The following is a 23,100-nucleotide window of genomic DNA, read 5'->3' on the forward strand; positions in this document are numbered from 1 at the left end:
GCCATGGCCATGCGTTTTGTCTATTGGATGCCACAGATCAAGCGTTTTTGTATACAAAAATGCCCTGGGGGCTGCTTTGCAGCCCTATTCGCGGCACAAGGCCGCTCCTACAGGGAATCGCATATCTCCTGTAGGAGCGGCCTTGTGCCGCGATGGGCCGCAAAGCGGCCCCAACAATGGATCAGACTTCCAGATAGTCCAGGATACCTTCGGCAGCCGTACGCCCTTCGAAGATGGCGGTTACCACCAGGTCCGAACCGCGCACCATGTCGCCACCGGCAAACACTTTCGGGTTACTGGTCTGGTGCTTGAACTTGCCCTTCTCCGGGGCTACCACGCGGCCCTGGCTGTCCAGCTGGATGCCATGCTGCTCGAACCACGGCGCCGGGCTTGGGCGGAAGCCGAAGGCGATCACCACGGCATCGGCCGGCAGGATCTCCTCGGAACCCGGTATCGGCTCAGGGCTGCGGCGGCCACGGGCATCCGGCTCGCCGAGACGGGTCTCGACCACCTTCACGCCTTCCACCTTGTCCTCACCGACGATAGCGATGGGCTGGCGGTTGTAGAGGAACTTCACGCCCTCTTCCTTGGCGTTTTTCACCTCTTTGCGCGAACCCGGCATGTTGGCCTCGTCACGGCGATAGGCGCAGGTGACCGCTTGCGCGCCCTGGCGGATCGACGTGCGGTTGCAGTCCATTGCGGTGTCACCACCGCCCAGCACCACAACCTTCTTGCCCCGCATGTCGACGAAGTCTTCCGGCGACTTCTCGAAGCCCAGGTTGCGGTTGACGTTGGCGATCAGGAAGTCCAGCGCGTCATGCACGCCCGGCAGGTCCTCCCCCGGAAAGCCGCCCTTCATGTAGGTGTAGGTACCCATGCCCATGAAGACTGCGTCGTACTCGGCGAGCAGCTGCTCCATGGTGATGTCGGTGCCCACCTCGGTGTTCAGGCGGAACTCGATGCCCATGCCGGTGAACACTTCACGGCGGTTGCTGAGCACGGTCTTTTCCAGCTTGAACTCAGGGATGCCAAAGGTCAGCAGGCCGCCGATTTCCGGGTTCTTGTCGAAGACCACCGGGGTTACCCCAGCGCGTACCAGCACGTCGGCGCAGCCCAGGCCAGCCGGGCCGGCACCGATGATGGCGACGCGCTTGCCGGTTGGCTTGACCTTGGACATGTCCGGGCGCCAGCCCATGGCGAAGGCGGTGTCGGTGATGTATTTCTCCACCGAACCAATGGTCACCGCGCCGAAGCCGTCGTTCAGGGTGCAGGCACCTTCACACAGACGGTCTTGCGGGCACACGCGGCCACACACTTCCGGCAGGGTGTTGGTCTGGTGCGACAGCTCGGCCGCAGCCAGGATGTTGCCTTCGGACACCAGCTTCAACCAGTTGGGGATGAAGTTGTGCACCGGGCACTTCCATTCGCAATACGGGTTACCGCAACCCAGGCAGCGGTGCGCCTGCTCTACGGACTGCTGCGGCTTGAACGGTTCGTAGATTTCCACGAACTCCTTCTTGCGCTGGCGCAGCAGCTTTTTCTTCGGGTCCTTGCGGCCCACTTCGATGAACTGGAAGTCGTTATTCAGACGTTCAGCCATTTTTCAAAACCTCTTTACAGCAGCTGCAAGCTACACGCTGCAAGCCGCAAGACGATCACTTAAGCCGGGCAAACCTCGTACTGCCTTTACGTGCAGCTTGAGGCTTGCCACTTGCAGCTGTTTTTACTGCGGGTTGGCACGGGTGCTGGACAACAGTTGCTTCAGGTTGGCTGCCTTCGGCTTCACCAGCCAGAAGCGCCGCACGTAGTCGTCCAGGTTCTCCGAGAGCTCACGCCCCCACTCGCTGCCGGTTTCTTCCACATACTCGCCAAGGACGCGCGCCAGGTGGCTGCGGTAGGCCTCCATCGCTTCACCACTGATACGCTGGATTTCCACCAGCTCGTGGTTGAGCTTGTCGACGAAGCTATTGTCCATGTCGAGCACGTAGGCGAAGCCGCCAGTCATGCCAGAACCGAAGTTGTAACCGGTCTTGCCGAGGACGCAGACAAAGCCGCCGGTCATGTACTCACAGCAGTGATCGCCAGTGCCCTCGACAACAGCGTGGGCGCCGGAGTTACGCACAGCGAAGCGCTCGCCCGCAGTGCCCGCGGCAAACAGCTTGCCGCCAGTGGCACCGTACAGGCAGGTATTGCCGACGATGGCGCTGTGCTGGGTTTCGAACGGGCTGCCGGCTGGCGGCACAATGGTGACCTTGCCACCGGTCATGCCCTTGCCAACGTAGTCGTTGGCATCGCCTTGCAGGTGCAGGTTCAAGCCACCGGCGTTCCACACGCCGAAGCTCTGGCCCGCAGTACCCTTGAAGCGGAAGGTGATCGGGTTGGCGGCCATGCCCTGGTTGCCGTACAGCTTGGCGATTTCGCCAGAGATACGGGCGCCGATGGAGCGGTCGCAGTTGCAGATGTCGAGGCTGAACTCGCCACCGGCCTGATCGCGGATCGCCGGCAGGGCCATTTCCACCATCTTCTCGGCCAGCTCGCCCTTGTCGAACGGTGGGTTCTTGTCGACTTCACAGAATTGCGGCTTGTCTGCCGGAATGTGCGAACTGCCCAGCAGCGGCGACAGGTCCAGGTACTGCTGGCGCTCGGTATCGCCTGGCAGCATTTCGAGCAGGTCGGTACGGCCGATCAGCTCGCCCAGGCTGCGTACGCCCAGCTTGGCCAGCCACTCACGGGTTTCTTCAGCGACGAAGGTGAAGAAGTTGATCACCATGTCGACGGTGCCGATGTAGTGGTCCTTGCGCAGCTTGTCGTTCTGGGTGGCCACGCCGGTGGCGCAGTTGTTCAGGTGGCAGATGCGCAGGTACTTGCAGCCCAGGGCGATCATTGGCGCGGTACCGAAGCCGAAGCTTTCGGCGCCGAGGATGGCCGCCTTGATCACGTCCAGGCCGGTTTTCAGGCCGCCGTCGGTCTGTACCCGTACCTTGCCGCGCAGGTCGTTGCCGCGCAGGGTCTGGTGGGTTTCGGCCAGGCCCAGTTCCCACGGGGCGCCGGCGTACTTGATCGAGGTCAGCGGCGAAGCACCGGTACCACCGTCATAACCGGAGATGGTGATCAGGTCGGCATAGGCCTTGGCAACGCCAGCGGCAATGGTGCCGACGCCGGCTTCCGCCACCAGCTTGACCGATACCAGCGCCTGCGGGTTGACCTGCTTGAGGTCGTAGATCAGCTGCGCCAGGTCTTCGATCGAGTAGATATCGTGGTGCGGCGGCGGCGAGATCAGGGTCACGCCCGGTACCGCATAACGCAGCTTGGCGATCAGGCCGTTGACCTTGCCGCCCGGCAGCTGGCCGCCTTCACCCGGCTTGGCGCCCTGGGCAACCTTGATCTGCAGCACTTCGGCGTTGACCAGGTATTCCGGGGTCACACCAAAGCGGCCAGTGGCCACCTGCTTGATCTTGGAGCTCTTGATGGTGCCGTAGCGCGACGGGTCTTCACCGCCTTCACCGGAGTTGGAACGCGCGCCCAGGCGGTTCATGGCCTCGGCCAGCGCTTCGTGAGCCTCTGGCGACAGTGCGCCCAGCGAGATACCAGCGGAGTCGAAGCGCTTGAGGATGGCCTCCAGCGGCTCGATCTGCTCCAGCGCCAGTGGCTGGTCGGCCACTTTCACCTTGAGCAGGTCACGGATCATCGACACCGGGCGCTGGTCGACCAGCGTAGTGTATTCCTTGAACTTGGAGTAGTCGCCCTGCTGCACGGCGGCTTGCAGGGTGTTGACCACGTCCGGGTTGTAGGCGTGGTACTCGCCACCGTGGACGAACTTCAGCAGGCCACCTTGCTGGATCGGCTTGCGCGCGCTCCAGGCTTCGGCCGCCAGCAGCTTCTGGTCGCTTTCCAGGTCTACGAAGCGCGCGCCCTTGATGCGGCTGGACACGCCCTTGAAGCTCAGGCCGACCACTTCCTCGGCCAGGCCGATGGCTTCGAACAGTTGCGCACCGCGGTAAGAGGCGATGGTGGAGATACCCATCTTCGACAGGATCTTCAGCAGGCCCTTGGAGATGCCCTTGCGGTAGTACTTGAACACTTCGTCCAGGTCGCCCAGCACTTCGCCGGTACGAATCAGGTCAGCCAGTACTTCATACGCCAGGTACGGGTAAACGGCCGAGGCACCGAAGCCCAGCAGCACGGCGAAGTGGTGCGGGTCGCGGGCAGTAGCGGTTTCTACCAGGATGTTGCTGTCGCAACGCAGGCCCTGTTCGGTCAGGCGGTGGTGTACCGCGCCAACGGCCAGCGAAGCGTGCACCGGCAGCTTGCCCGGGGCGATGTAGCGGTCGCTCAGCACCAGCTGGGTCTTGCCAGCGCGCACGGCTTCTTCAGCCTGGTCGGCAATGTTGCGAATGGCCGCTTCCAGGCCGACGCTCTGCTCATAGTTGAGGTCGATCAGCTGACGGTCAAAACCTTCGCGCTCCAGGTTCATCAGCGAACGCCACTTGGCGGGCGAGATGACCGGCGAGCTGAGGATGACCCGCGAAGCGTGCTCCGGGGACTCCTGGAAGATGTTGCGCTCGGCGCCCAGGCAGATCTCCAGCGACATCACGATGGCTTCGCGCAGCGGGTCGATCGGTGGGTTGGTCACTTGGGCGAACTGCTGGCGGAAGAAGTCGAAAGGCGAACGCACACGCTGCGACAGCACGGCCATCGGCGTGTCGTCACCCATCGAGCCAACGGCTTCCTGGCCCTGCTCACCCAGCGGGCGCAGCACCTGGTCACGCTCTTCGAAGGTGACCTGGAACATCTTCATGTATTGCTTGAGCTGGTCAGCGTCGTAGCTGGCCGCGCCCTGGTCGTCGGTCAGCGTCGCCTGAATGCGGGTAGCGTGCTGACGCAGCCAGCGCTTGTAAGGGTGGCGCGACTTCAGGCGGTTGTCGATGGCGTCGGTGTCGAGGATCTGGCCGGTTTCAGTGTCCACGGCGAGGATCTGACCCGGGCCGACACGGCCCTTGGCCAGCACTTCCTCAGGCTGGTAACCCCATACGCCGATTTCCGAGGCGATGGTGATGTAGCCATTGGTGGTAGTCACCCAGCGCGCCGGGCGCAGGCCGTTACGGTCGAGCAGGCACACCGCGTGGCGGCCTTCGGTCATGACGATACCGGCCGGGCCATCCCACGGCTCCATGTGCATGGAGTTGTATTCGTAGAAGGCGCGCAGGTCGGCGTCCATGGTCTCGACGTTCTGCCAGGCTGGCGGCACCAGCATGCGCACGCCGCGGAACAGGTCGATGCCACCGGTCACCATCAGCTCCAGCATGTTGTCCATGCTCGACGAGTCGGAACCGACGCGGTTGACCAGCGGGCCGAGCTCCTCGAGGTCGGGGATCTGGTCATTGGCGAACTTGGTGCGACGGGCCATGGCCCAGTTGCGGTTGCCGGTGATGGTGTTGATCTCGCCGTTGTGGGCGAGGAAGCGGAATGGCTGAGCCAGCGGCCATTTCGGCAGGGTGTTGGTGGAGAAGCGCTGGTGGAACACGCAGATCGCGGTTTGCAGACGCTCGTCACCCAGGTCTGGATAAAACGCCGCGAGATCGCGCGGCATCATCAGGCCTTTGTAGATGATGGTCTTGTGCGAGAAGCTGCAGATGTAGTGGTCGCTGTCGTGGGCGTTAGCCACCGACGAACGGCGACGGGCACTGAACAGCTTGATAGCAAATTCCTGGTCGCTCAGGCCTTCACCGCCGATGAACACCTGCTCGATCTGCGGCAGGCGCTCCAGGGCCAGGCGGCCGAGTACGCTGGTGTCGATCGGTACCTTGCGCCAGCCGACCAGTTTCAGGCCAGCGGCGAGGATTTCGCGGTCCATGTTGGCGCGGGCAGCTTCGGCTTTGACCGGGTCCTGGTTGAAGAACACCATGCCGACGGCGTACTGCTTGGGCAGTTCGACGGCGAAGTGTTGCTGGGCCACGGCTCGCAGGAATTGATCGGGCTTCTGCATGAGCAGACCGCAACCGTCGCCGGTCTTGCCGTCGGCGTTGATACCGCCGCGGTGAGTCATGCAAGTCAGCGCCTGCATGGCGGTTTGCAGAAGGTGGTGGCTCGGTACGCCCGTCATATGGGCGATCAGGCCAAAACCACAGTTGTCCTTGAATTCTTCGGGATGGTACAGACCTGTTTTCATAGACACATTCTCACCAGGTTCACCTCTCAACGGAGGCAAATCTCTTTTTTTAACAACCACTTACCATCCACGCCGATCAAACGCCAGCTTTTTTGCGGTGGTCATGGAAAACCATTGTTGCACAGCGACAGCGATGCCCACAAATTTTCATGTCTCACCATTGAAAATTTATGTCGCAATTTTGAATGTTTTTGCGCCATGCGCCGTGATAACGGCTTGGCTCGAGTCTGAAGCGTTTCAGCCATGACTGCAACTAGGGGCTTGTGGCCGGCAGTCTGGGACAGAAAAGCCTGCCGCGTTCAAACGCAGCAGGCTATTCGAAAGTCAGTAATCGCTCAGCAACTGGGCGGCGGGGTGATGCCGCCCGGAAGGTATCAGCGGGCCGTGGCCAGCTCTTGTTGGACGCTGCCGACGGTACGTGGCCAAGGTTTACCAGCCTGGACCTTCTCTGGCAAGTTCTTGATTGCCGCAACCGCTGCATCGCGGTTGGCGAAGCTGCCATAGGTGACTACGTACAGCGGCTTGCCCTGCAGGTTTTTCTTGAAGTAGCGATAGTCGCCACCCTGGCTCTTGACGAACGCCTGGGCCGAGGCCTCGGAGCTGGTGCCCAGGATCTGCACCACGTAATTGCCCGGTTTCTGCGCGGAGTACCAGCCGCTGTTGCCGCTGCCACTGGCGGCAGGTTTTTCGGCAGGCTTGGCGGCCGGCTTGGCCACGGCGACCTGGGTAGGCGCGGGTGCAGGCTTGGCAGGTGCAACCGGCTTCGCAGGCTGGGTTGCAACAGGCTTGGGCGCAGGCGCAACCGGCTGTACCGGCGCAGTAGCCACAGGCTGTGCAGGCACAGGTGCCGGGCCAGCGGGCACGCCTTGCGGCGGCGCAATGGTGGTCACGGTTGGCGGCGGGTTGCCAGGCTGCAGGGCAGTGTCACCCGCCGGGCTGCCTTCTTCACCCTCACCCATGCCCGCGGCCTGGGCCAGCGGTTCGCGCATTACAGGCTGGGACTGGCCAACCAGTGGCAACGGCATCGGCTGGGAAGAGCCGGAGAACTCGATATTGGCACCCTGCTTGCCGTCGCCAAGCGGCAACTGGGCCTGGGCGGCTGGCGCCTCAGCGGGTGGCTTGTCGCCTTTCTTGGGCATCAACACTGCGGCCGCAACAGCGACCACGACCACAGCGGACAGCGCGAGCACATGTTTTTTAGGCATCTTGAACCCCATGGATGGTCGCTTGACCGTCGAACGGCTGGCGATCATGGCTTCGATCAAAGTGTCACGGGCGACCTGGTTGATGTTGCCAGGCCAGCCGTCGGAGTGTTCATGGATATCGACGATCTGTTCACGGCTGAACACCTCGATGCCCCGGCCAGCCCCTTCCAGGCGCTGCTCCAGGTACTCGCGGGTTTCTTCTTCACTGTAGGGGGCAAGCTCGATGATGTGGAAGCGTTCTTCCTCGACATTGAGCTCGTCCAGCCCGGCAATCAGTGAAGGCTCACCGAACAGGAACACGTGCGGGCGCCCTTCCGGTACCCCCGCCGCCAACTCCAGCAACGCTTGGAGTGCCGACTCGTCGAGTTGTTCCGCATCGTCCACCAGCAAATACACTTCCTGCCCGGTCAGTGCCAGCTGCACCACCTTGGACAGGATCGCCTGCACTTCGGGCTGGGCCACACCCAGGTCCTGCGCGACCTGGGCAAGCATGCTGGAAGCATCGCTGGCACTGCGGGCAGACACCACCACACTCTGCACAGCCTGCTTGTTGGTGCTGGCCACCAGGGCCTGGCGCAGCAGCGACTTGCCGCTGCCCAGCGGGCCGCTGACCACCAGCATCAGCTGGCTGTAGCGCGCCAGGTGGTGCAGTTGGCCAAGCACGGGCTTGCGCTGGGCCGGGAAGAACTTGAAGCCGGGCACACGGGGCGCGAACGGATCGTGGCTCAACTGGTAATGGTCGAGAAAGGCCTCATCGGCATGCAAACTGGTCATTGCGCTGTCACAACCTCAAAGCTGGGCCACGATCGCGCGGTAATCCGCCGACAGCGTGGCCTGAAGAATCTCTTTCGGATAGTCGTCGGTCACAACGGCCTCGCCCATCTGGCGCAACAGCACCAGACGCAAGCGGCCGTCGATCACTTTCTTGTCGACCGCCATGTGCTCCATGAAATGCGCCGGGGTCATTTCCTGTGGTGGCACCACCGGCAAACCTGCGTCCTGCAACAGGCGGATTCCGCGATCGCGCTCGGCCTGGTCGATCCAGCCAAGGCGCATGGACATTTCCAGGGCCATCACCGTGCCCGCCGACACGGCTTCGCCGTGCAGCCACACGCCGTAGCCCATGTGGGTCTCGATGGCATGCCCGAAGGTATGCCCCAGGTTCAGGGTGGCCCGTACCCCGGACTCGCGCTCGTCGGCACCGACCACTGCGGCCTTGGCCGCGCAGGAGCGGCGGATGGCTTCGGTCAATGCAGCCGAATCGAGGGTGCGCAAGGCCTGCATGTTGTCTTCAAGCCAGCCGAGAAACGGCTTGTCGCAAATCAGGCCGTACTTGATCACTTCGGCCAGGCCAGCAGACAGTTCGCGCGCCGGCAGGGTCTTCAGGCTGGTGGTATCGATCAGCACCGCATTGGGCTGATAGAAGGCACCGACCATGTTCTTGCCCAGCGGGTGGTTGATACCGGTCTTGCCGCCCACCGACGAGTCGACCTGGGAAAGCAGGGTAGTCGGCACCTGGATGAAGTCGACACCGCGCTGGTAGCAGGCGGCAGCGAAGCCGGCCATGTCACCGATCACGCCGCCGCCCAGGGCAACCACAGTAGTGCGACGATCATGGCGGGCTGTCAGCAGGCCGTCGAAGATCAGCTGCAGCGTTTCCCAGTTCTTGTGGGCTTCGCCATCGGGCAATACCACCGGCAGCACCGAGTAGGCACCCAGGGTCTTGCTCAGGCGTTCGAGATACAGGGGCGCGACGGTCTCGTTGGAAACGATGGCGACCTGCCGGCCGGCAATGTGCGGCGCCAGCAGCTCGGGCTGGTCCAGCAGGCCTTCGCCAATGTAGATCGGGTAGCTGCGCTCGCCCAGGTCGACCTTAAGTGTCTGCATGTATCCCCACAATGTACTTGGGCGCGGCGCCATTCGGGCAACCCACGCGCTATCGTTGAACCTCGCCTCGGCGCTGGTGGCCGAGAATAGTCCCGGGTTAACGGGGCGGCAACTGCTGCAAGCGTTCGAGAATATCGATCACCACCATGCGCGGCGGCCGCTCGTCGGTTTCCACCACCACGTCGGCGATCTCGCGGTAGAGCGGGTCGCGGGCTTCCAGCAGGGCGCGCAGGGTCGCCTCGGGGTTGGCGGTGCGCAGCAGCGGGCGATTGCGATCACGCGCGGTACGGCCAACCTGCTGTTCCACCGAGGCATGCAGGTAGATCACCCGGCCGCCCCGGCGCAATGCCTGGCGGTTGGCTTCGCGCATTACCGCGCCACCGCCGGTGGCCAGGACCACGCCGTCAAGTGCGCACAGTTCGGCGATCATCGCCTGCTCGCGCTCACGGAAACCTGGCTCGCCTTCCTTGTCGAAAATCCACGGGATGTTGGCGCCGCATCGCAGTTCGATTTCCTTGTCGGAATCCTTGAACAGCAGGCGCAGCTCTTTGGCCAATAGGCGTCCGATGGTGCTTTTACCAGCGCCCATGGGCCCCACAAGTATCAAATTTCGCACAGAATCAACGACTCACAGCAATCGCCTGGTCACTCATGATACGCGGAGTCAGGAAGACCAGCAGCTCGGATTTTTTCTCTTGTAATGCATCGCGTCGAAACAGCCGCCCAACATACGGCAGATCGCCTAAAAATGGCACCTTGTCGACCACATTGTTTTGCGAAGTCGAGTACACGCCACCGATCACGATCGTTTCGCCGTCCGCCACGCGAACCTTGGCATTGACCTCGTTCTTGCGGATCGGCGGTACGTTGTTCAAGGCATTGACGTAATCCGGCTCGTCCTTGGTCACCCGGACCGCCATGATCACCTTGTTGTCCGGGGTAATCTGCGGGGTCACCTCCAGCGACAGCGAGGCTTCGCGAAAGGCGACCGAGGTGGCGCCGCTCTGGCTGGTTTCCTGGTAGGGCACTTCGGTGCCTTTGAGGATCCTGGCCGTTTCCTTGTCGGCCGTGACCACCTTGGGCTGCGAGATGATTTCGCCGTTACCGCTTTTTTCCATGGCGCTGAGTTCCAGGTCGAGCAGCACGCCGCCGCGCAGCAGGCCCAGGCCGACACTGCTGCCCGCCCGCTCCACGCCGAGGTCGATGAACAGCTCCTTGCCCGGCCGCAGGTTTTCACCGTACAGCGGCCCGCCCCAGCGCACCCCCAGGCTTTTCTCGTAGTCGACATTGGCCTCGACGATACGTGCCTCGATCGCCACCTGGCGCACCGGCACATCCAGCTGCGCGACCAGTTGTCGCAACTCGGCCAGGCGTTCGGCGGGCTGGTGCGCCACCAAGGTATTGGTGCGCTCATCGACACCCAGGCTGCCACGAACGGCGAGTGTGCTGTCATCCGCCAGACTGGTCATCAACAGCTCGACCAGTTCGGCGGCGTTGGCATGCTGGATCGGTATCAATTCACGGCGTAACGGCTGCAATGGTGCATCCGGCAACAGGCCGACATGAGCATCAAACGGCTGCGGGGCAAAAGCTGCCGCAGGCGCCACCAGCAGCACATTGCCCTCTTGCTGCCGGGCAAGGCCCTTGCTGCGAAGCACCAGGTCAAGCGCCTGGTCCCAGGGCACGTCCTGCAACCTCAAGGTCACGCTGCCCTGCACGTCATCGCTGGCAACCAGGTTGACGCCCGCATAATCGGCCAGCACCTGCAGCACCGAACGCACCTCCACATCCTGGAAGTTCAACGACAGGGGTTCACCCTGGTAAGGCGTCGCCGACACCAGCGGGATCGGCAGCAGGGCTGCCAACATCCATTTCATCACTCTCTTCATTCTGGTTCGAGGCCTCCTTGCCCACGCGGTTTGCAAGGGTGATGAACGCTGTGCGCTCGTGCCACACCCCTGCCATGAATAGCCGTTCGTGCACTTCGACCTGGCCTTGATCAATCCGCGCCACCACACCGTGGTTACGCCCCAAGCGCTCACCTGCCCGCACGCGATAGAGCCTGCCAGCCGCCATCAACAGAGCCTCATGCGCCGCACCTCGCGACAGGCTGCCGACCATTTCCAGTTGCGCCAGCGGCACGCTGGCCAGCCCGGAGCCAGCCGTTCGCGTCGCCCCTGGCGCGAAGGGGTCGACCGCAGGCACTGGCGTCGCGGCCATGGCCGGCATATGCGCAAGCACGTCAGGTGCCGGTACGGGCGCGGTGGCCTGGAAGGCATCGACCCGCAGTTGCAGACGCAATAGGCCGGGCTGACCCTCGACTGCGGCCAGGCTCATGTCACCGCTGCGCAGCAGGCGTGCCTGGCCCAGCCAGTCGCCCAGCCACTGACGCAAGTCCACGTAACGCCCCACCACTTGTATTTCCAGCGGTACTTTCCAATAGCCTGCCTGTTGCTCGGCTTCTTGTACGTCGAACCGCTCGACCAGCAACCCGTGCACATGCCCCGAAGCCGCCAGGCGCTCAAGCAGATCGCTCATGCCCTCCCCTGCGGCCAGGTGCCAGTGGGCCTCCAGCAACCGCCGCTCGGCAAAAACCAGAGACGCCTGCAATCGCTCCAGCTCGACCAGCTGCGCCGCACTGGCTGCCTGCTGCTCGTTCAATGTGGCGTGCCTGGCCGCCTCCTGCGCCTGCTGCTGTAAACCTGCCGGCAGGCGAAACGCACAACCCAGGCCGAACACCAGCACAGCGACCAGCACTGGCGCGATACGCCTGATGCTTCTGGAACGCTCGGCTACCGCCAGCCAGGCAAGGATCGGTGCTGCATTCACGACCAGAACGCCGAAACGCGCGCAACGAGCAGAAATTCATCGCCACCCGGCATGCTCCTGACGCGCTTGAGCGCCAGATCGAGCAGAACACCCGACCGATCCAGATCGCGCATGAACTGCGCAACCACGGCGCCGGACGTAGCCAGCCCGGTCATCTGCAGATGGCCGTTTTCCAAGCTGAGGTCGAGTAGCTGGACCCCAACCGGTAGCGCCCTTTCGAGGTCAGCGAATACATCGCCCAGAACACCCTGCTGGGCACGCAAGCCCTCTAGCGCTGCCGAGCGTGAGATGAGCGCGTCATGCTGTGCACGCACATCGGCCAGCGGCTGCAGTTGCTCGACCAGCACCTCAAGGGCGGCATGGTGTTGGGCATTGGCCACCGCCTGTTGCTGCCCGCGCTGACGGGCCAACTGGTCGACCAGCGTCACGGCGCACAGCGCCAGCAGTGCGCCGGCCATCAGCTGGGTGCGAAAGCGCCGAAGCGCCGCCTCGCGCTGCCGCTCACGCCAGGGCATCAGGTTAAGCCGCATCATGGGCGCAACCCTCCAAGCGCCAGGGCGCACGCCAGGAGCATCGTGCCGTCAACGTGTTCCAGCCCCTTCAGGCCAGGTAAAGGCCTGCACGGCGTAGTCAGCTGGTGGCCAAGGTTTTGCAACCAGGTTGGGTCCACCGATGAGCTGCTGGTAATCCACAGGCCACCAGGCAAATGCTCATCGGCAAGCAGCGCGTGCAGTTGCTCCGACAACTGCCCCATGTTGTTCAGCCCCTGCACCTGAAGCTCACGACGCTGGTAAGGCCGGCCGGGCTGCCAGTCATAAAGCACTGCGCTGTGCGCTTCGACCCGCAGCAGTGCCGAACCTTCGAGGCAGCCCTGAGGCAACATGCGGCACAAGGCAATGTTGTCGACCTCGATAGCCTCCAGTTGCAACCCGGCCTCTTCGACGATGGCATCAAGAGACGCCAACGCACTTTGCCGACACGCGGCCACCATCACCTCGGCGCACCCCGGTTGCGTGCGGGATGCCCCCAAGACTTGAAAGTCCAGGGCCAGGTCCTCCAACGGAAACGGAAACAGCCGCTCGGCATCGGCCAGCAACTGCGTCTCCAGTTCTGCCCCGGCCTGCTCCATCGGCAAATGGCACCGCTTGCAGATCACCTGGCTGGCCGGTAACGCCAACGCTACCCGACGCTGCCTGAGGCCGCTGCGCTGGTAGGCACGGCGCAGGGCTGCCACCACGGTAGCAGGCTCCGCGACCCAATCCTTGCCTGCCAGTAATTCGAACGGCTCTTGTGCCGATGCAAGCACCCGGCAGCGCCGATTGCGCCGCTGAAGTTGCACAACACGAACAGCGTCAGGGGCAATTTCCACCCCCACGAGTGAACTGGCATCCTTGCCAAAGCGTCCTAACATGCGGCTTCCTTGCTGCCTGCTGCAGCGGTCGGTCGCAACCCCGCGTCAACACTAGGCCCGGCCTGCCCATCGAGGCGACGGGCAGCCTGGCCGGTAACCCGGAGAGGCGAAAAAATGCTTATAATGCCCAGCGCTTTCTGGTCCGCCGGGCCTGCGTGCAACCCACTCTCAACCTGGACACCGAAAAGCCTTGATACGTCTGCTGAAGTTCTTCTGGTGGTCTTCCGTCGCAGTCATTTGCGCGCTCGTACTCGGTGTGAGCGGTGCGTTTCTGTATCTTAGCCCCAGCCTGCCCTCGGTCGAGTCCCTCAGAAGCATCCAGTTGCAGATCCCCCTCAGGGTGTACAGCAGCGACGGCAAACTGATTGCCGAATTCGGCGAAATGCGCCGCTCGCCGATCCGTTTCGCGGAAATTCCGCCACAGTTCATTCAGGCGCTTCTGTCAGCCGAGGACGACAATTTCCTCAATCACTACGGTGTCGACCCCAGCAGCCTGATGCGTGCAGCGACCCAGCTGGTGAAAACCGGGCACATCCAGACCGGCGGCAGCACCATCACCATGCAGGTGGCGAAGAACTTCTTCCTCACCAGCGAACGCAGCTTCTCGCGCAAGACCAACGAGATCCTGCTGGCCCTGCAGATCGAGCGTGAACTGACCAAGGACGAGATCCTTGAGCTGTACGTGAACAAGATCTACCTGGGCAACCGCGCCTACGGCATCGATGCCGCCGCGCAGGTGTACTACGGCAAATCGATCCGCGACGTGAGCCTGGCGCAGATGGCGATGATCGCCGGCCTGCCCAAGGCACCGTCACGCTTCAACCCGCTGGCCAACCCGGTGCGTGCCAAGGAGCGCCGCGACTGGATCCTCGGCCGCATGTACAAGCTGGGCAAGATCGACCAGGCCAGCTACCAGACCGCCCTGGCCGAGCCGCTCAATGCCAGCTACCACGTGCCGACGCCTGAGGTGAATGCGCCTTACATCGCCGAAATGGCCCGCGCCGAAATGGTCGGCCGCTACGGCAGCGACGCCTACACCGAAGGCTTCCGCGTCACCACCACGGTGCCCAGCGACATGCAGGACATGGCCAACAAGGCCATCCTCAAAGGCCTGTCTGATTACGACGAACGCCACGGCTACCGTGGCCCCGAAGCACGCTTCCCGGGCCGCACACAGGCAGCCTGGCTGCAGGAGCTGGGCAAGCAGCGCATCCTTGGCGGCCTGGAGCCGGCCATCGTCACCCATGTCGACAAAACCGGCCTCCAGGTACTGACCCGGGACGGCCAGCAAGCCGAAGTTGCCTGGGACACCATGAAATGGGCGCGCCCGTTCATCAACAGTAACGCCCAGGGCCGCTCACCACAGTCGCCGGCAGACGTGGCGCAGGTCGGTGACCTGGTGCGCCTGCAGCGCCTGGAAGATGGCAAGCTCAAGTTCAGCCAGGTGCCTGGTGCGCAAAGCGCCCTGGTCACCCTCGACCCTTACAACGGTGCCATCCGCGCGCTGGTTGGCGGCTTCTCGTTCGAGCAGAGCAACTACAACCGCGCCATGCAGGCCAAGCGCCAGCCGGGTTCGAGCTTCAAGCCGTTCATCTACAGTGCTGCGCTGGACAGCGGCTACACCGCATCCACCCTGGTCAACGATGCGCCGATCGTGTTCGTCGACGAATCCGTGGACAAAGTGTGGCGTCCGAAGAACGACACCAACACCTTCCTCGGCCCGATCCGCCTGCGCGAAGCGCTGTACAAGTCGCGCAACCTGGTGTCGATCCGCTTGCTGCAGGCCATGGGTGTAGACCGCACCATCGACTACATCGCCAAGTTCGGCTTCAACAAGCAGGACCTGCCGCGCAACCTGTCGCTGGCCCTGGGCACCGCCACCCTGACCCCTATGGAAATCGCCACAGGCTGGAGCACCTTTGCCAACGGCGGCTACAAGGTCACCCCGTACCTGATCGACCGCATCGAAAGCCGCAACGGCGAAACCCTGTTCACCGCCAACCCGCCCCGCGTACCGCAAGGTGCCGAGGACCAGGCTGGCCTGGCGGCACCCGAACAGCCGATCAGCACTGCTGCCATGCCAGGTGAGGCGCCATCCGCCTTCAGCCAGGTGGCCGCTGCACCGCAAACGCCGGCTGTGGCTGAGCAGATCGTCGACGGGCGCACCACCTACATCCTCACCAGCATGCTGCAGGACGTGATCAAGCGCGGTACCGGCCGCCGGGCGCTGGCCTTGGGCCGCACCGACCTGGCGGGCAAGACCGGTACTACCAACGAGTCCAAGGACGCCTGGTTCTCCGGCTACAACGCCGATTACGTGACCACCGTATGGGTCGGTTTCGACCAGCCGGAAACCCTCGGCCGCCGCGAGTACGGCGGCACGGCGGCGCTGCCGATCTGGATGAGCTTCATGGGCGCGGCGCTCAAGGACAAGCCGGCGCACGCGCCAGCAGAGCCGGAAGGCATCCTCAGCCTGCGCGTCGACCCGATCAGCGGCCGCGCTGCCTCCCCGAGCACGCCGAATGCCTTCTTCGAGCTGTTCAAGGCCGAAGATTCGCCACCCTCGGTGGATGAACTGGGCAATGGCACAGCACCGGGCAGCCCGCTGCCGGCCGATGAAGCAGCGCCGATGGATCTGTTTTAAGGCAGGGCGCCTGACTCAGGTTTTGCGTGGGCGCTCGATCTCATAGGCGCCACAAGTACCCTGACGAACACCTGGCAGCCCTGACGCATTCCAACGCCCCAACAAAAAGCCCCGGCTCATGCGAGCCGGGGCTTTTTTGTGTCGCTACAGCGGCAATCAGCCGTTGAATACTTCATCCACGCTGGTCAGCGGGTAGTGCTTCGGATACGGCAGGGTAGCCACGCCGGATTCGATGGCGGCCTTGGCCACTGCGTCGGAAACGACGGTGATCAGGCGTGCGTCCAGCGGCTTCGGAATGATGTACTCACGACCGAACTCCAGGCCTTCGACACCGTAGGCTTCGCACACTTCTTTCGGCACTGGCAGCTTGGCCAGGTCCTTCAGGGCGATGGCGGCGGCGATCTTCATTTCTTCGTTGATACGCTTGGCACGAACGTCCAGGGCACCACGGAAGATGAACGGGAAGCCCAGTACGTTGTTGACCTGGTTCGGGTAGTCGGAACGACCGGTGGCCATGATCACGTCGTTGCGAGTGGCGTGCGCCAGCTCAGGCGAGATTTCCGGATCCGGGTTCGAGCAGGCGAACACGATCGGGTTGGCAGCCATCGACTTCAGGCCTTCAGGGCTCAGCAGGTTCGGGCCGGACAGGCCTACGAACACGTCAGCACCGTCGAGCGCGTCGGCCAGGGTGCGCTTGTCGGTAGCGTGGGCGAACTGGGCCTTGTACTGGTTCAGGTCGTCACGGCCAGCGTGGATGACACCGCTGCGGTCGATCATGTAGATGTTTTCGACCTTGCCACCCATGCTCACCAGCAGCTTCATGCAGGAGATGGCAGCAGCCCCGGCACCCAGGCAGACGATCTTGGCGTCTTCGAGCTTCTTGCCGGCGATTTCCAGGGCGTTGATCATGCCGGCCGCGGTAACGATGGCGGTACCGTGCTGGTCATCGTGGAACACCGGGATGTCGCACTGTTCGATCAGGGTGCGCTCGATTTCGAAGCACTCAGGTGCCTTGATGTCTTCGAGGTTGATGCCACCGAAGGTGATCGAGATACGGCGAACGGTGTCGATGAACGCTTGCGGGCTTTCCGATTCGACTTCGATGTCGAACACGTCAATACCAGCGAAACGCTTGAACAGAACGCCCTTGCCTTCCATGACCGGCTTGGAAGCCAGTGGGCCGAGGTCACCCAGACCGAGGATGGCGGTGCCATCGGAAATCACCGCAACCAGGTTGCCTTTGCCGGTGTATTTGTAAGCCAGCTCTGGATCACGGCCGATTTCACGCACGGGCTCAGCAACACCTGGGCTGTAGGCCAGGGCGAGGTCACGGGCGGTGGCAGTGGGCTTGGAGAGTTCGACGCTCAGTTTCCCCGGACGAGGTTGAGCGTGGTATTCGAGAGCGGCGGTTTTCAGGTCTGACATGGTGGGCATTCCGCTATTTACTGTTCTGACGGACCGCCGAGGATACGCAAAGAGCCGGGGAGTCACAAGACTGGTCGGTCACTTGTGTCAAGGCCTTTAGCCTACGACTTTACGCTATAACCCACGGGGGCATACGGCTAACAGTGTGTACAATCCAATAGCGAAATGTCTACATCTTTTAGCCTGAAAAACGCTCCAACATGCTCGGATCGGTCAATGGCAACACCCAGCGTCGCTGCCCAGGCTTCAGGCCGCCCTTGCGGGAACGGTCCAGCACCCAGCCTCGCGCTTCGACCTGGCGTCCCTTGAGGTTATCGAAGAAGCTGGCGGGGAAGTTGCGTTGCAGACGAGCGGGAACCTGCAGCACCACAGTGTCGTCCAGGGTGAGCCAGACCCCACCACGGTTGCGCTCGATACCCTTGATGCGGCCACCGACCACAACGAAACCCGACTGCCTGACATTGCCTGCAGGCACCACGGGCGAGCGTCGCCACACACCGATACCGCCCTTGCGCGCCGCTTGCTCGGCAACCTGCAGGCAGCCGCTGAGGCTTACATTGGGGGCAACTGCAACGCGGTAGCCCAAACCCTCGCTGAGCAACCGTGCTTCCATATTGTCGCCATTCAGGCCATAGATATGCGCCAGTGTGCGGCCATATTTGTCTTTTCCCTCAACGCCCGGCACCAGGCCGACGCGGCCGTCACTGGCATTGACCAACGCTTGAAGACGTCGCCTGGCGGCCTCGGCATAGGGCTCGCTGGTGCGCCCTTTGCGGCCGACTTCCGGGGTATTGATGCCGATCAGGCGCACGCTGCGGCCATCGACCAGGCGCAAGGTATCGCCATCCACCACCTGGCGTACCTGCACTTGCTGTGGCTGCTCCGGCAGCGGGCAGAACGCCAGGGCCGGGAAATGCCAGATGACGCCCATAAAAAAAGCGCCCACAAGGGGCGCTTTTTTTTGCAGCAATGCGAAACCCGAGGGGTTCGCCATGCGCATGATTACTTCTTGGCACCGAACATGCCGAAGCGATCGGCGAACTTCTGTACGCGACCACCGGTGTCCAGGACTTTCTGCTTACCGGTGTAGAACGGGTGGCACAGGTTGCAAACGTCGATCGACAGGGTGTTGCCCAGGGTCGAACGGCTTTCGAACTTGTTGCCGCAGCTGCAGGTGACTGCAACTACTTCATAGTTCGGGTGGATACCTTCTTTCATGGTCGCTTCCTCGAGCTGCGTGCCGCCATCCAACACCAATTGTTGAATACCGCACGTAATTAGGCGGCAAATAATACCAGAGCGCTGCGCTAGTGCAAGTTGTCGCTTGCACCGACCGTCGTCTGCTAGGCTCGCCAGTCTTTGATACGCCCTCCGAGACCTTCCGCGTGCCCGACGTCATCCTGCGCCTTGCCCTGCCCTCCCCGCTGCGTCGCCTGTTCGACTACAAGGCACCCGCGAGCATGGCGCGCCAGGCCTTGACCCCAGGCATGCGCATTCGCGTGCCATTCGGCCGCCGCGAGATGATAGGCGTGCTGGTGGAGGTGTGCGCACAGAGCGAGGTGCCCGCCGACAAGCTCAAGCCGGCCAGCGCCCTGCTCGATCCGGTATCGCCGATCCCGCCATCGCTATTCAAACTGTGCCTGTGGACCGCCCAGTACTACCAGCACAGCCTGGGCGATACCCTGAGCTGGGCCCTGCCGACGCTATTGCGCCAGGGCGAACCTGCCGAGATGCGCCAGGAGCGCTTCTGGCATATTGCCCCCGGCGCCCGCCTGGAAGACCCCCGGATCGCCCGCGCGCCGCGCCAGCGCGACGCCCTCAAGACCCTGGCCCAGCACCCGCACGGCGTGGCCCACAGCCTGCTGGCCAAGCTCAACCTGAACAAGGACAGCCTCGACCTGCTGCTGGCCAAGGAGCTGGTGCAGATTGAACTCCGCCGGCACTTGCCGGCGCTACGCCACGAACACTGGCTGGCGCAGCCGGAATTGCCGCTCAACGATGAGCAGCGCGACGCCTTTGACGCCGTGCGCGAAGGCTTTGGGGGCTTTGGCGCGTTCCTGCTGGCCGGCGTCACCGGCAGCGGCAAGACCGAGGTCTACCTGCAGCTGATTCGTGAAACCCTGGAAGCCGGGAAGCAGGCGCTGGTGCTGATCCCGGAGATCAACCTCGGCCCACAGACCCTGGCGCGCTTCGAGCAACGCTTCAACGCCCGCATCGCGCTGCTGCATTCGGCGGTGAACGACCGCGAGCGCCTGGACGCCTGGCTGGCTGCCCGGGACGGCGAGGCCGACATCATCATCGGCACCCGCTCGGCATTGTTCACGCCGATGAAAAACCCCGGCCTGATCATCATCGACGAGGAGCACGACGGCTCCTATAAACAGCAGGAGGGGCTGCGCTATCACGCCCGCGACCTGGCACTGGTGCGCGCCCACCAGGAGAACATCCCGATCCTGCTAGGTTCTGCCACGCCGTCGCTGGAAACCCTGCACAACGCCCTGACCGGTCGCTACCGCCTGCTGCGCATGAACCAGCGCGCCGGTGGCGCCCGCCCGCCGCGCATGCTGCGCCTGGATGTAAAGAGCCTGCCACTGGACAGCGGTATCAGCGGCCCGCTGCAGCAAGCCATCCGCCAGACCCTGGAGGCAGGCCAGCAAGTGCTGGTGTTCCTCAACCGCCGCGGCTTCGCCCCGACCTTGCTGTGCCACGATTGTGGCTGGCTGTCCGAGTGCCCGCGCTGTGATGCACGCATGACCGTGCACCAGCGTTCTGGCGTGCTGCGCTGCCACCACTGTGGCTACGACGAACGCCTGCCGCACCAGTGCCCGCAGTGCAACCACGTGGACCTGCGCCCGGTCGGCGCGGGCACCGAGCGCGCCGAAGAACGCCTGAAGGTGCTGTTTCCGGACTACCCGATCCTGCGGGTGGACCGCGACAGCACGGCGCGCAAGGACGCCATGCACAACCTGTTCACTACCATACAGCGCGGCCAGCCGAGCATCCTGGTCGGTACGCAGATGCTTGCCAAGGGCCACCACTTCCCCCGGGTGACTCTGGTGGCCATCCTCGACGCCGATGGTGGGCTGTTCTCGGGTGATTTTCGCGCCAGTGAGCGCATGGCGCAGCTGATCGTGCAGGTGGCCGGGCGCGCCGGGCGGGCCGAAGAGCCAGGCAAGGTCATCATCCAGACCCACCTGGCCGACCACCCGCTGTTGGTGCAGCTTACCGAGCAGGGCTACTTCGCCTTTGCCGAACAGGCCCTGGACGAACGCCGCGCCGCCGGGCTGCCGCCCTACTCCCACCTGGCCCTGCTGCGTGCCGAAGCGCACAAGCCGGGGCAGGCCGAAGGTTTCCTCGACGAAGCCTGCGCCGCCGCCGAACGCCTGGTGGCCGAGCAGCGCCTGCCGGGCATCGAACTGCTGGGCCCGGTGCCGGCGCCCATGGAACGCCGCGCCGGGCGCTTCCGCGCGCAACTGTTGATACAGGCCAATACCCGGGCGCCTTTGCATCGACTGATCAGTGCCTGGTTGCTAGTGTTGGAGCAGATGCCCAGCGGGCGCCAGGTACGTTGGTCGCTGGACGTCGACCCGGTCGACCTCTATTGAGCTGCAAGCTACGGGCTACAAGGCGCAAGCAAGAGTATGGCGGATGCGATGCCGCTTTTTCTTGCAGCTTGTGGCTTGCAGCTTGCCGCTCAAAGGTTGGCAACCCGCTCCCGGCAACGGATAATGCCCAGTTTTTCCACCTGCGCATCCAGGCGCTCACCGCGCTTGCGGTCGAAAAGAGATCCCCATGAAAGACACCATTCGCCAGCTGGTCCAGCAAGCCCTCACCCAACTCGTCACCGACGGTGTGCTGCCTGAAGGGCTGTCGCCGGCGATCCAGGTGGAAAACGCCCGGGACAAGACCCACGGCGACTTCGCCAGCAACATCGCCATGATGCTGGCCAAGCAGGCAGGCATGAAGCCACGCGACCTGGCCGAAAAACTGATCAACGCCCTGCCGGCCAGCGCCGACATCAGCAAGGTGGAAATCGCCGGCCCCGGCTTCCTCAACTTCTTCCAGAACACCGACGCCCTGGCCAATCGCCTGGACGCCGCCCTGGCCGATGACCACCTCGGCGTGCGCAAGGCCGGCCCGAGCGAAAAAGTCGTCATCGACATGTCGGCGCCAAACCTGGCCAAAGAGATGCACGTCGGCCACCTGCGCTCGACCATCATCGGTGACAGCGTCGCACGCGTGCTGGAATTCCTGGGTGACAACGTCATTCGCCAGAACCACGTCGGCGACTGGGGCACCCAGTTCGGCATGCTGATGGCCTACCTGCAGGAAAACCCGATCACCAGCGACGAGCTGTCGGACCTGGAGAACTTCTACCGGGCGGCGAAGAAGCGCTTCGACGAATCCGAAGAGTTCGCCACACGCGCCCGTGGCCTGGTGGTCAAGCTGCAGGCCGGCGACCCCGAGTGCCTGGCCTTGTGGACACGCTTCAAGGACATCTCGCTGTCGCACTGCCAGAAGACCTACGAGCTGCTCAACGTCAAGCTGACCATGGCCGACGTGATGGGCGAAAGCGCGTACAACGACGACCTGGCCAACGTGGTGGCTGACCTCAAGGCCAAGGGCCTGTTGGTGGAGGACCAAGGCGCCCAGTGCGTGTTCCTCGAGGAATTCAAGAACAGCGAAGGCGAACCACTGCCGGTGATCGTGCAGAAAGCCGACGGCGGCTACCTGTACGCCACCACCGACCTGGCCGCCGTGCGTTACCGCAGCAACGTGCTCCACGCTGACCGCGCCCTGTACTTTGTCGACCAGCGCCAGGCCCTGCACTTCAACCAGGTGTTCGAAGTAGCGCGCCGCGCAGGCTTTGTCGGCCACCCGATGCAGATGGAGCACATGGGCTTCGGCACCATGAACGGCGCCGACGGCCGCCCGTTCAAGACCCGCGACGGCGGCACCGTCAAGCTGATCGACCTGCTCACCGAAGCCAAGGAGCGTGCCTACGCGCTGGTCAAGGAGAAGAACCCGAGCCTGGCTGACGAAGATCTGCGACACATCGGCGAAGTGGTGGGCATTGGCGCGGTGAAATACGCCGACCTGTCCAAGCACCGCACCAGCGACTACAGCTTCAACTTCGAGCTGATGCTCAACTTCGAAGGCAACACCGCCCCTTACCTGCTGTACGCCTACACCCGCGTAGCCGGCGTATTCCGCAAGCTGGGCAAAAGCTTTGACGAAGTCGACGGCAAGATCGTGCTGCAGGCCGCCCATGAGCAGGACCTGGCCGCGCGCCTGGCGCAGTTTGGCGAAACCCTCAATAGCGTCGCCGACAAAGGCACGCCGCACGTGCTGTGCAGCTACCTGTACGACCTGGCCGGCCTGTTCTCCAGCTTCTACGAGAACTGCCCGATCCTCGCCGCCGACACCCCGGAGCAACAGCAAAGCCGCCTGCGCCTGGCCGCCCTGACCGGCCGTACCCTCAAACAAGGTCTGGAACTGCTCGGCCTGGAAACCCTGGAGCGCATGTAAG

At 63.4% G+C, this 23,100-nt stretch carries 15 protein-coding genes; 3 read left to right on the forward strand and 12 right to left on the reverse strand.

The window, feature by feature from the left end; all coding sequences use genetic code 11:
• Positions 1 to 181: 181 nt before the first annotated feature.
• From SB765_RS06275 to pilM, 9 genes are all read right to left on the reverse strand, one after another.
• A complete protein-coding gene (locus SB765_RS06275; protein WP_341797000.1) occupies positions 182 to 1,600 on the reverse strand; it encodes an FAD-dependent oxidoreductase in 1,419 nt (472 codons plus the stop codon).
• Between the two features lie 123 nt (positions 1,601 to 1,723).
• On the reverse strand, positions 1,724 to 6,169 hold the full coding sequence (gltB, locus tag SB765_RS06280) for a glutamate synthase large subunit (RefSeq protein WP_341797001.1): 4,446 nt from the start codon (positions 6,167 to 6,169) through the stop codon (positions 1,724 to 1,726).
• A gap of 374 nt (positions 6,170 to 6,543) precedes the next feature.
• Positions 6,544 to 8,148 (reverse strand): SPOR domain-containing protein, encoded by a 1,605-nt coding sequence (locus SB765_RS06285; protein ID WP_341797002.1) that lies wholly within the window; start codon positions 8,146 to 8,148, stop codon positions 6,544 to 6,546.
• Between the two features lie 15 nt (positions 8,149 to 8,163).
• Positions 8,164 to 9,261, reverse strand: a complete 1,098-nt coding sequence (gene aroB, locus SB765_RS06290) for a 3-dehydroquinate synthase (RefSeq protein WP_234226551.1) — start codon at positions 9,259 to 9,261, stop codon at positions 8,164 to 8,166.
• A 97-nt stretch (positions 9,262 to 9,358) separates the two neighbouring features.
• Positions 9,359 to 9,877 carry a shikimate kinase AroK gene (aroK, locus tag SB765_RS06295; RefSeq protein WP_024717571.1) on the reverse strand — a complete coding sequence of 173 codons (519 nt, stop codon included), beginning with the start codon at positions 9,875 to 9,877 and terminating at the stop codon, positions 9,359 to 9,361.
• 4 nt (positions 9,878 to 9,881) lie between these two features.
• Positions 9,882 to 11,150, reverse strand: a complete 1,269-nt coding sequence (locus tag SB765_RS06300; RefSeq protein ID WP_410931090.1) for a type IV pilus secretin PilQ — start codon at positions 11,148 to 11,150, stop codon at positions 9,882 to 9,884.
• Positions 11,074 to 12,075 carry a pilus assembly protein PilP gene (locus SB765_RS06305; protein WP_341798934.1) on the reverse strand — a complete coding sequence of 334 codons (1,002 nt, stop codon included), beginning with the start codon at positions 12,073 to 12,075 and terminating at the stop codon, positions 11,074 to 11,076. The genes SB765_RS06300 and SB765_RS06305 overlap by 77 nt, the downstream gene beginning before the upstream one ends.
• 11 nt (positions 12,076 to 12,086) lie before the next feature.
• Positions 12,087 to 12,623, reverse strand: coding sequence for a PilN domain-containing protein (locus SB765_RS06310; RefSeq protein WP_341797004.1), 537 nt, complete (start codon positions 12,621 to 12,623; stop codon positions 12,087 to 12,089).
• Positions 12,620 to 13,501, reverse strand: coding sequence for a type IV pilus biogenesis protein PilM (pilM, locus tag SB765_RS06315; RefSeq protein ID WP_341797005.1), 882 nt, complete (start codon positions 13,499 to 13,501; stop codon positions 12,620 to 12,622). Before pilM ends, SB765_RS06310 begins: the two co-directional genes overlap by 4 nt.
• Positions 13,502 to 13,694: 193 nt before the next feature.
• Here pilM and SB765_RS06320 point away from each other — a divergent pair, with 193 nt between their 5' ends.
• Positions 13,695 to 16,145, forward strand: a complete 2,451-nt coding sequence (locus SB765_RS06320; RefSeq protein ID WP_410931185.1) for a penicillin-binding protein 1A — start codon at positions 13,695 to 13,697, stop codon at positions 16,143 to 16,145.
• Positions 16,146 to 16,301: 156 nt separating this feature from the next.
• Here the strand turns inward: SB765_RS06320 and SB765_RS06325 are convergent, their stop codons facing one another.
• The 3 genes from SB765_RS06325 to rpmE form a co-directional block, all read right to left on the reverse strand.
• Positions 16,302 to 17,570, reverse strand: coding sequence for a malic enzyme-like NAD(P)-binding protein (locus SB765_RS06325; RefSeq protein WP_016502048.1), 1,269 nt, complete (start codon positions 17,568 to 17,570; stop codon positions 16,302 to 16,304).
• A 178-nt stretch (positions 17,571 to 17,748) separates the two neighbouring features.
• A complete protein-coding gene (locus SB765_RS06330; RefSeq protein ID WP_341797007.1) occupies positions 17,749 to 18,570 on the reverse strand; it encodes a thermonuclease family protein in 822 nt (273 codons plus the stop codon).
• 2 nt (positions 18,571 to 18,572) lie between these two features.
• Positions 18,573 to 18,788 carry a 50S ribosomal protein L31 gene (rpmE, locus tag SB765_RS06335; RefSeq protein ID WP_016489630.1) on the reverse strand — a complete coding sequence of 72 codons (216 nt, stop codon included), beginning with the start codon at positions 18,786 to 18,788 and terminating at the stop codon, positions 18,573 to 18,575.
• Positions 18,789 to 18,955: 167 nt separating this feature from the next.
• Between rpmE and SB765_RS06340 the strand changes: the two genes are divergently transcribed.
• Together SB765_RS06340 and argS are read left to right on the forward strand one after the other, a co-directional pair.
• Positions 18,956 to 21,175 carry a primosomal protein N' gene (locus SB765_RS06340; RefSeq protein ID WP_341797008.1) on the forward strand — a complete coding sequence of 740 codons (2,220 nt, stop codon included), beginning with the start codon at positions 18,956 to 18,958 and terminating at the stop codon, positions 21,173 to 21,175.
• Between the two features lie 187 nt (positions 21,176 to 21,362).
• Entirely contained in the window at positions 21,363 to 23,099 is a 1,737-nt protein-coding gene (gene argS / locus SB765_RS06345; protein WP_410931091.1) for an arginine--tRNA ligase, read from the forward strand.
• The last annotated feature ends 1 nt before the right edge of the window (position 23,100 follow it).

It is taken from the genome of Pseudomonas sp. SIMBA_067 (assembly GCF_046534675.1).
GTDB classification, from domain to species: Bacteria; Pseudomonadota; Gammaproteobacteria; order Pseudomonadales; family Pseudomonadaceae; genus Aquipseudomonas; species Aquipseudomonas putida.

What these genes read in the sequence shown, in the direction of transcription:
- SB765_RS06275 (WP_341797000.1), bottom strand. Translation starts at nt 1,600, where the DNA reads ATGGCTGAACGTCTGAATAACGACTTCCAGTTCATCGAAGTGGGCCGC.
- gltB (WP_341797001.1), bottom strand. Translation starts at nt 6,169, where the DNA reads ATGAAAACAGGTCTGTACCATCCCGAAGAATTCAAGGACAACTGTGGT.
- SB765_RS06285 (WP_341797002.1), bottom strand. Translation starts at nt 8,148, where the DNA reads ATGACCAGTTTGCATGCCGATGAGGCCTTTCTCGACCATTACCAGTTG.
- aroB (WP_234226551.1), bottom strand. Translation starts at nt 9,261, where the DNA reads ATGCAGACACTTAAGGTCGACCTGGGCGAGCGCAGCTACCCGATCTAC.
- SB765_RS06300 (WP_410931090.1), bottom strand. Translation starts at nt 11,150, where the DNA reads ATGAAGAGAGTGATGAAATGGATGTTGGCAGCCCTGCTGCCGATCCCG.
- SB765_RS06310 (WP_341797004.1), bottom strand. Translation starts at nt 12,623, where the DNA reads ATGATGCGGCTTAACCTGATGCCCTGGCGTGAGCGGCAGCGCGAGGCG.
- pilM (WP_341797005.1), bottom strand. Translation starts at nt 13,501, where the DNA reads ATGTTAGGACGCTTTGGCAAGGATGCCAGTTCACTCGTGGGGGTGGAA.
- SB765_RS06325 (WP_016502048.1), bottom strand. Translation starts at nt 17,570, where the DNA reads ATGTCAGACCTGAAAACCGCCGCTCTCGAATACCACGCTCAACCTCGT.
- SB765_RS06330 (WP_341797007.1), bottom strand. Translation starts at nt 18,570, where the DNA reads ATGCGCATGGCGAACCCCTCGGGTTTCGCATTGCTGCAAAAAAAAGCG.
- rpmE (WP_016489630.1), bottom strand. Translation starts at nt 18,788, where the DNA reads ATGAAAGAAGGTATCCACCCGAACTATGAAGTAGTTGCAGTCACCTGC.
- argS (WP_410931091.1), top strand. Translation starts at nt 21,363, where the DNA reads ATGAAAGACACCATTCGCCAGCTGGTCCAGCAAGCCCTCACCCAACTC.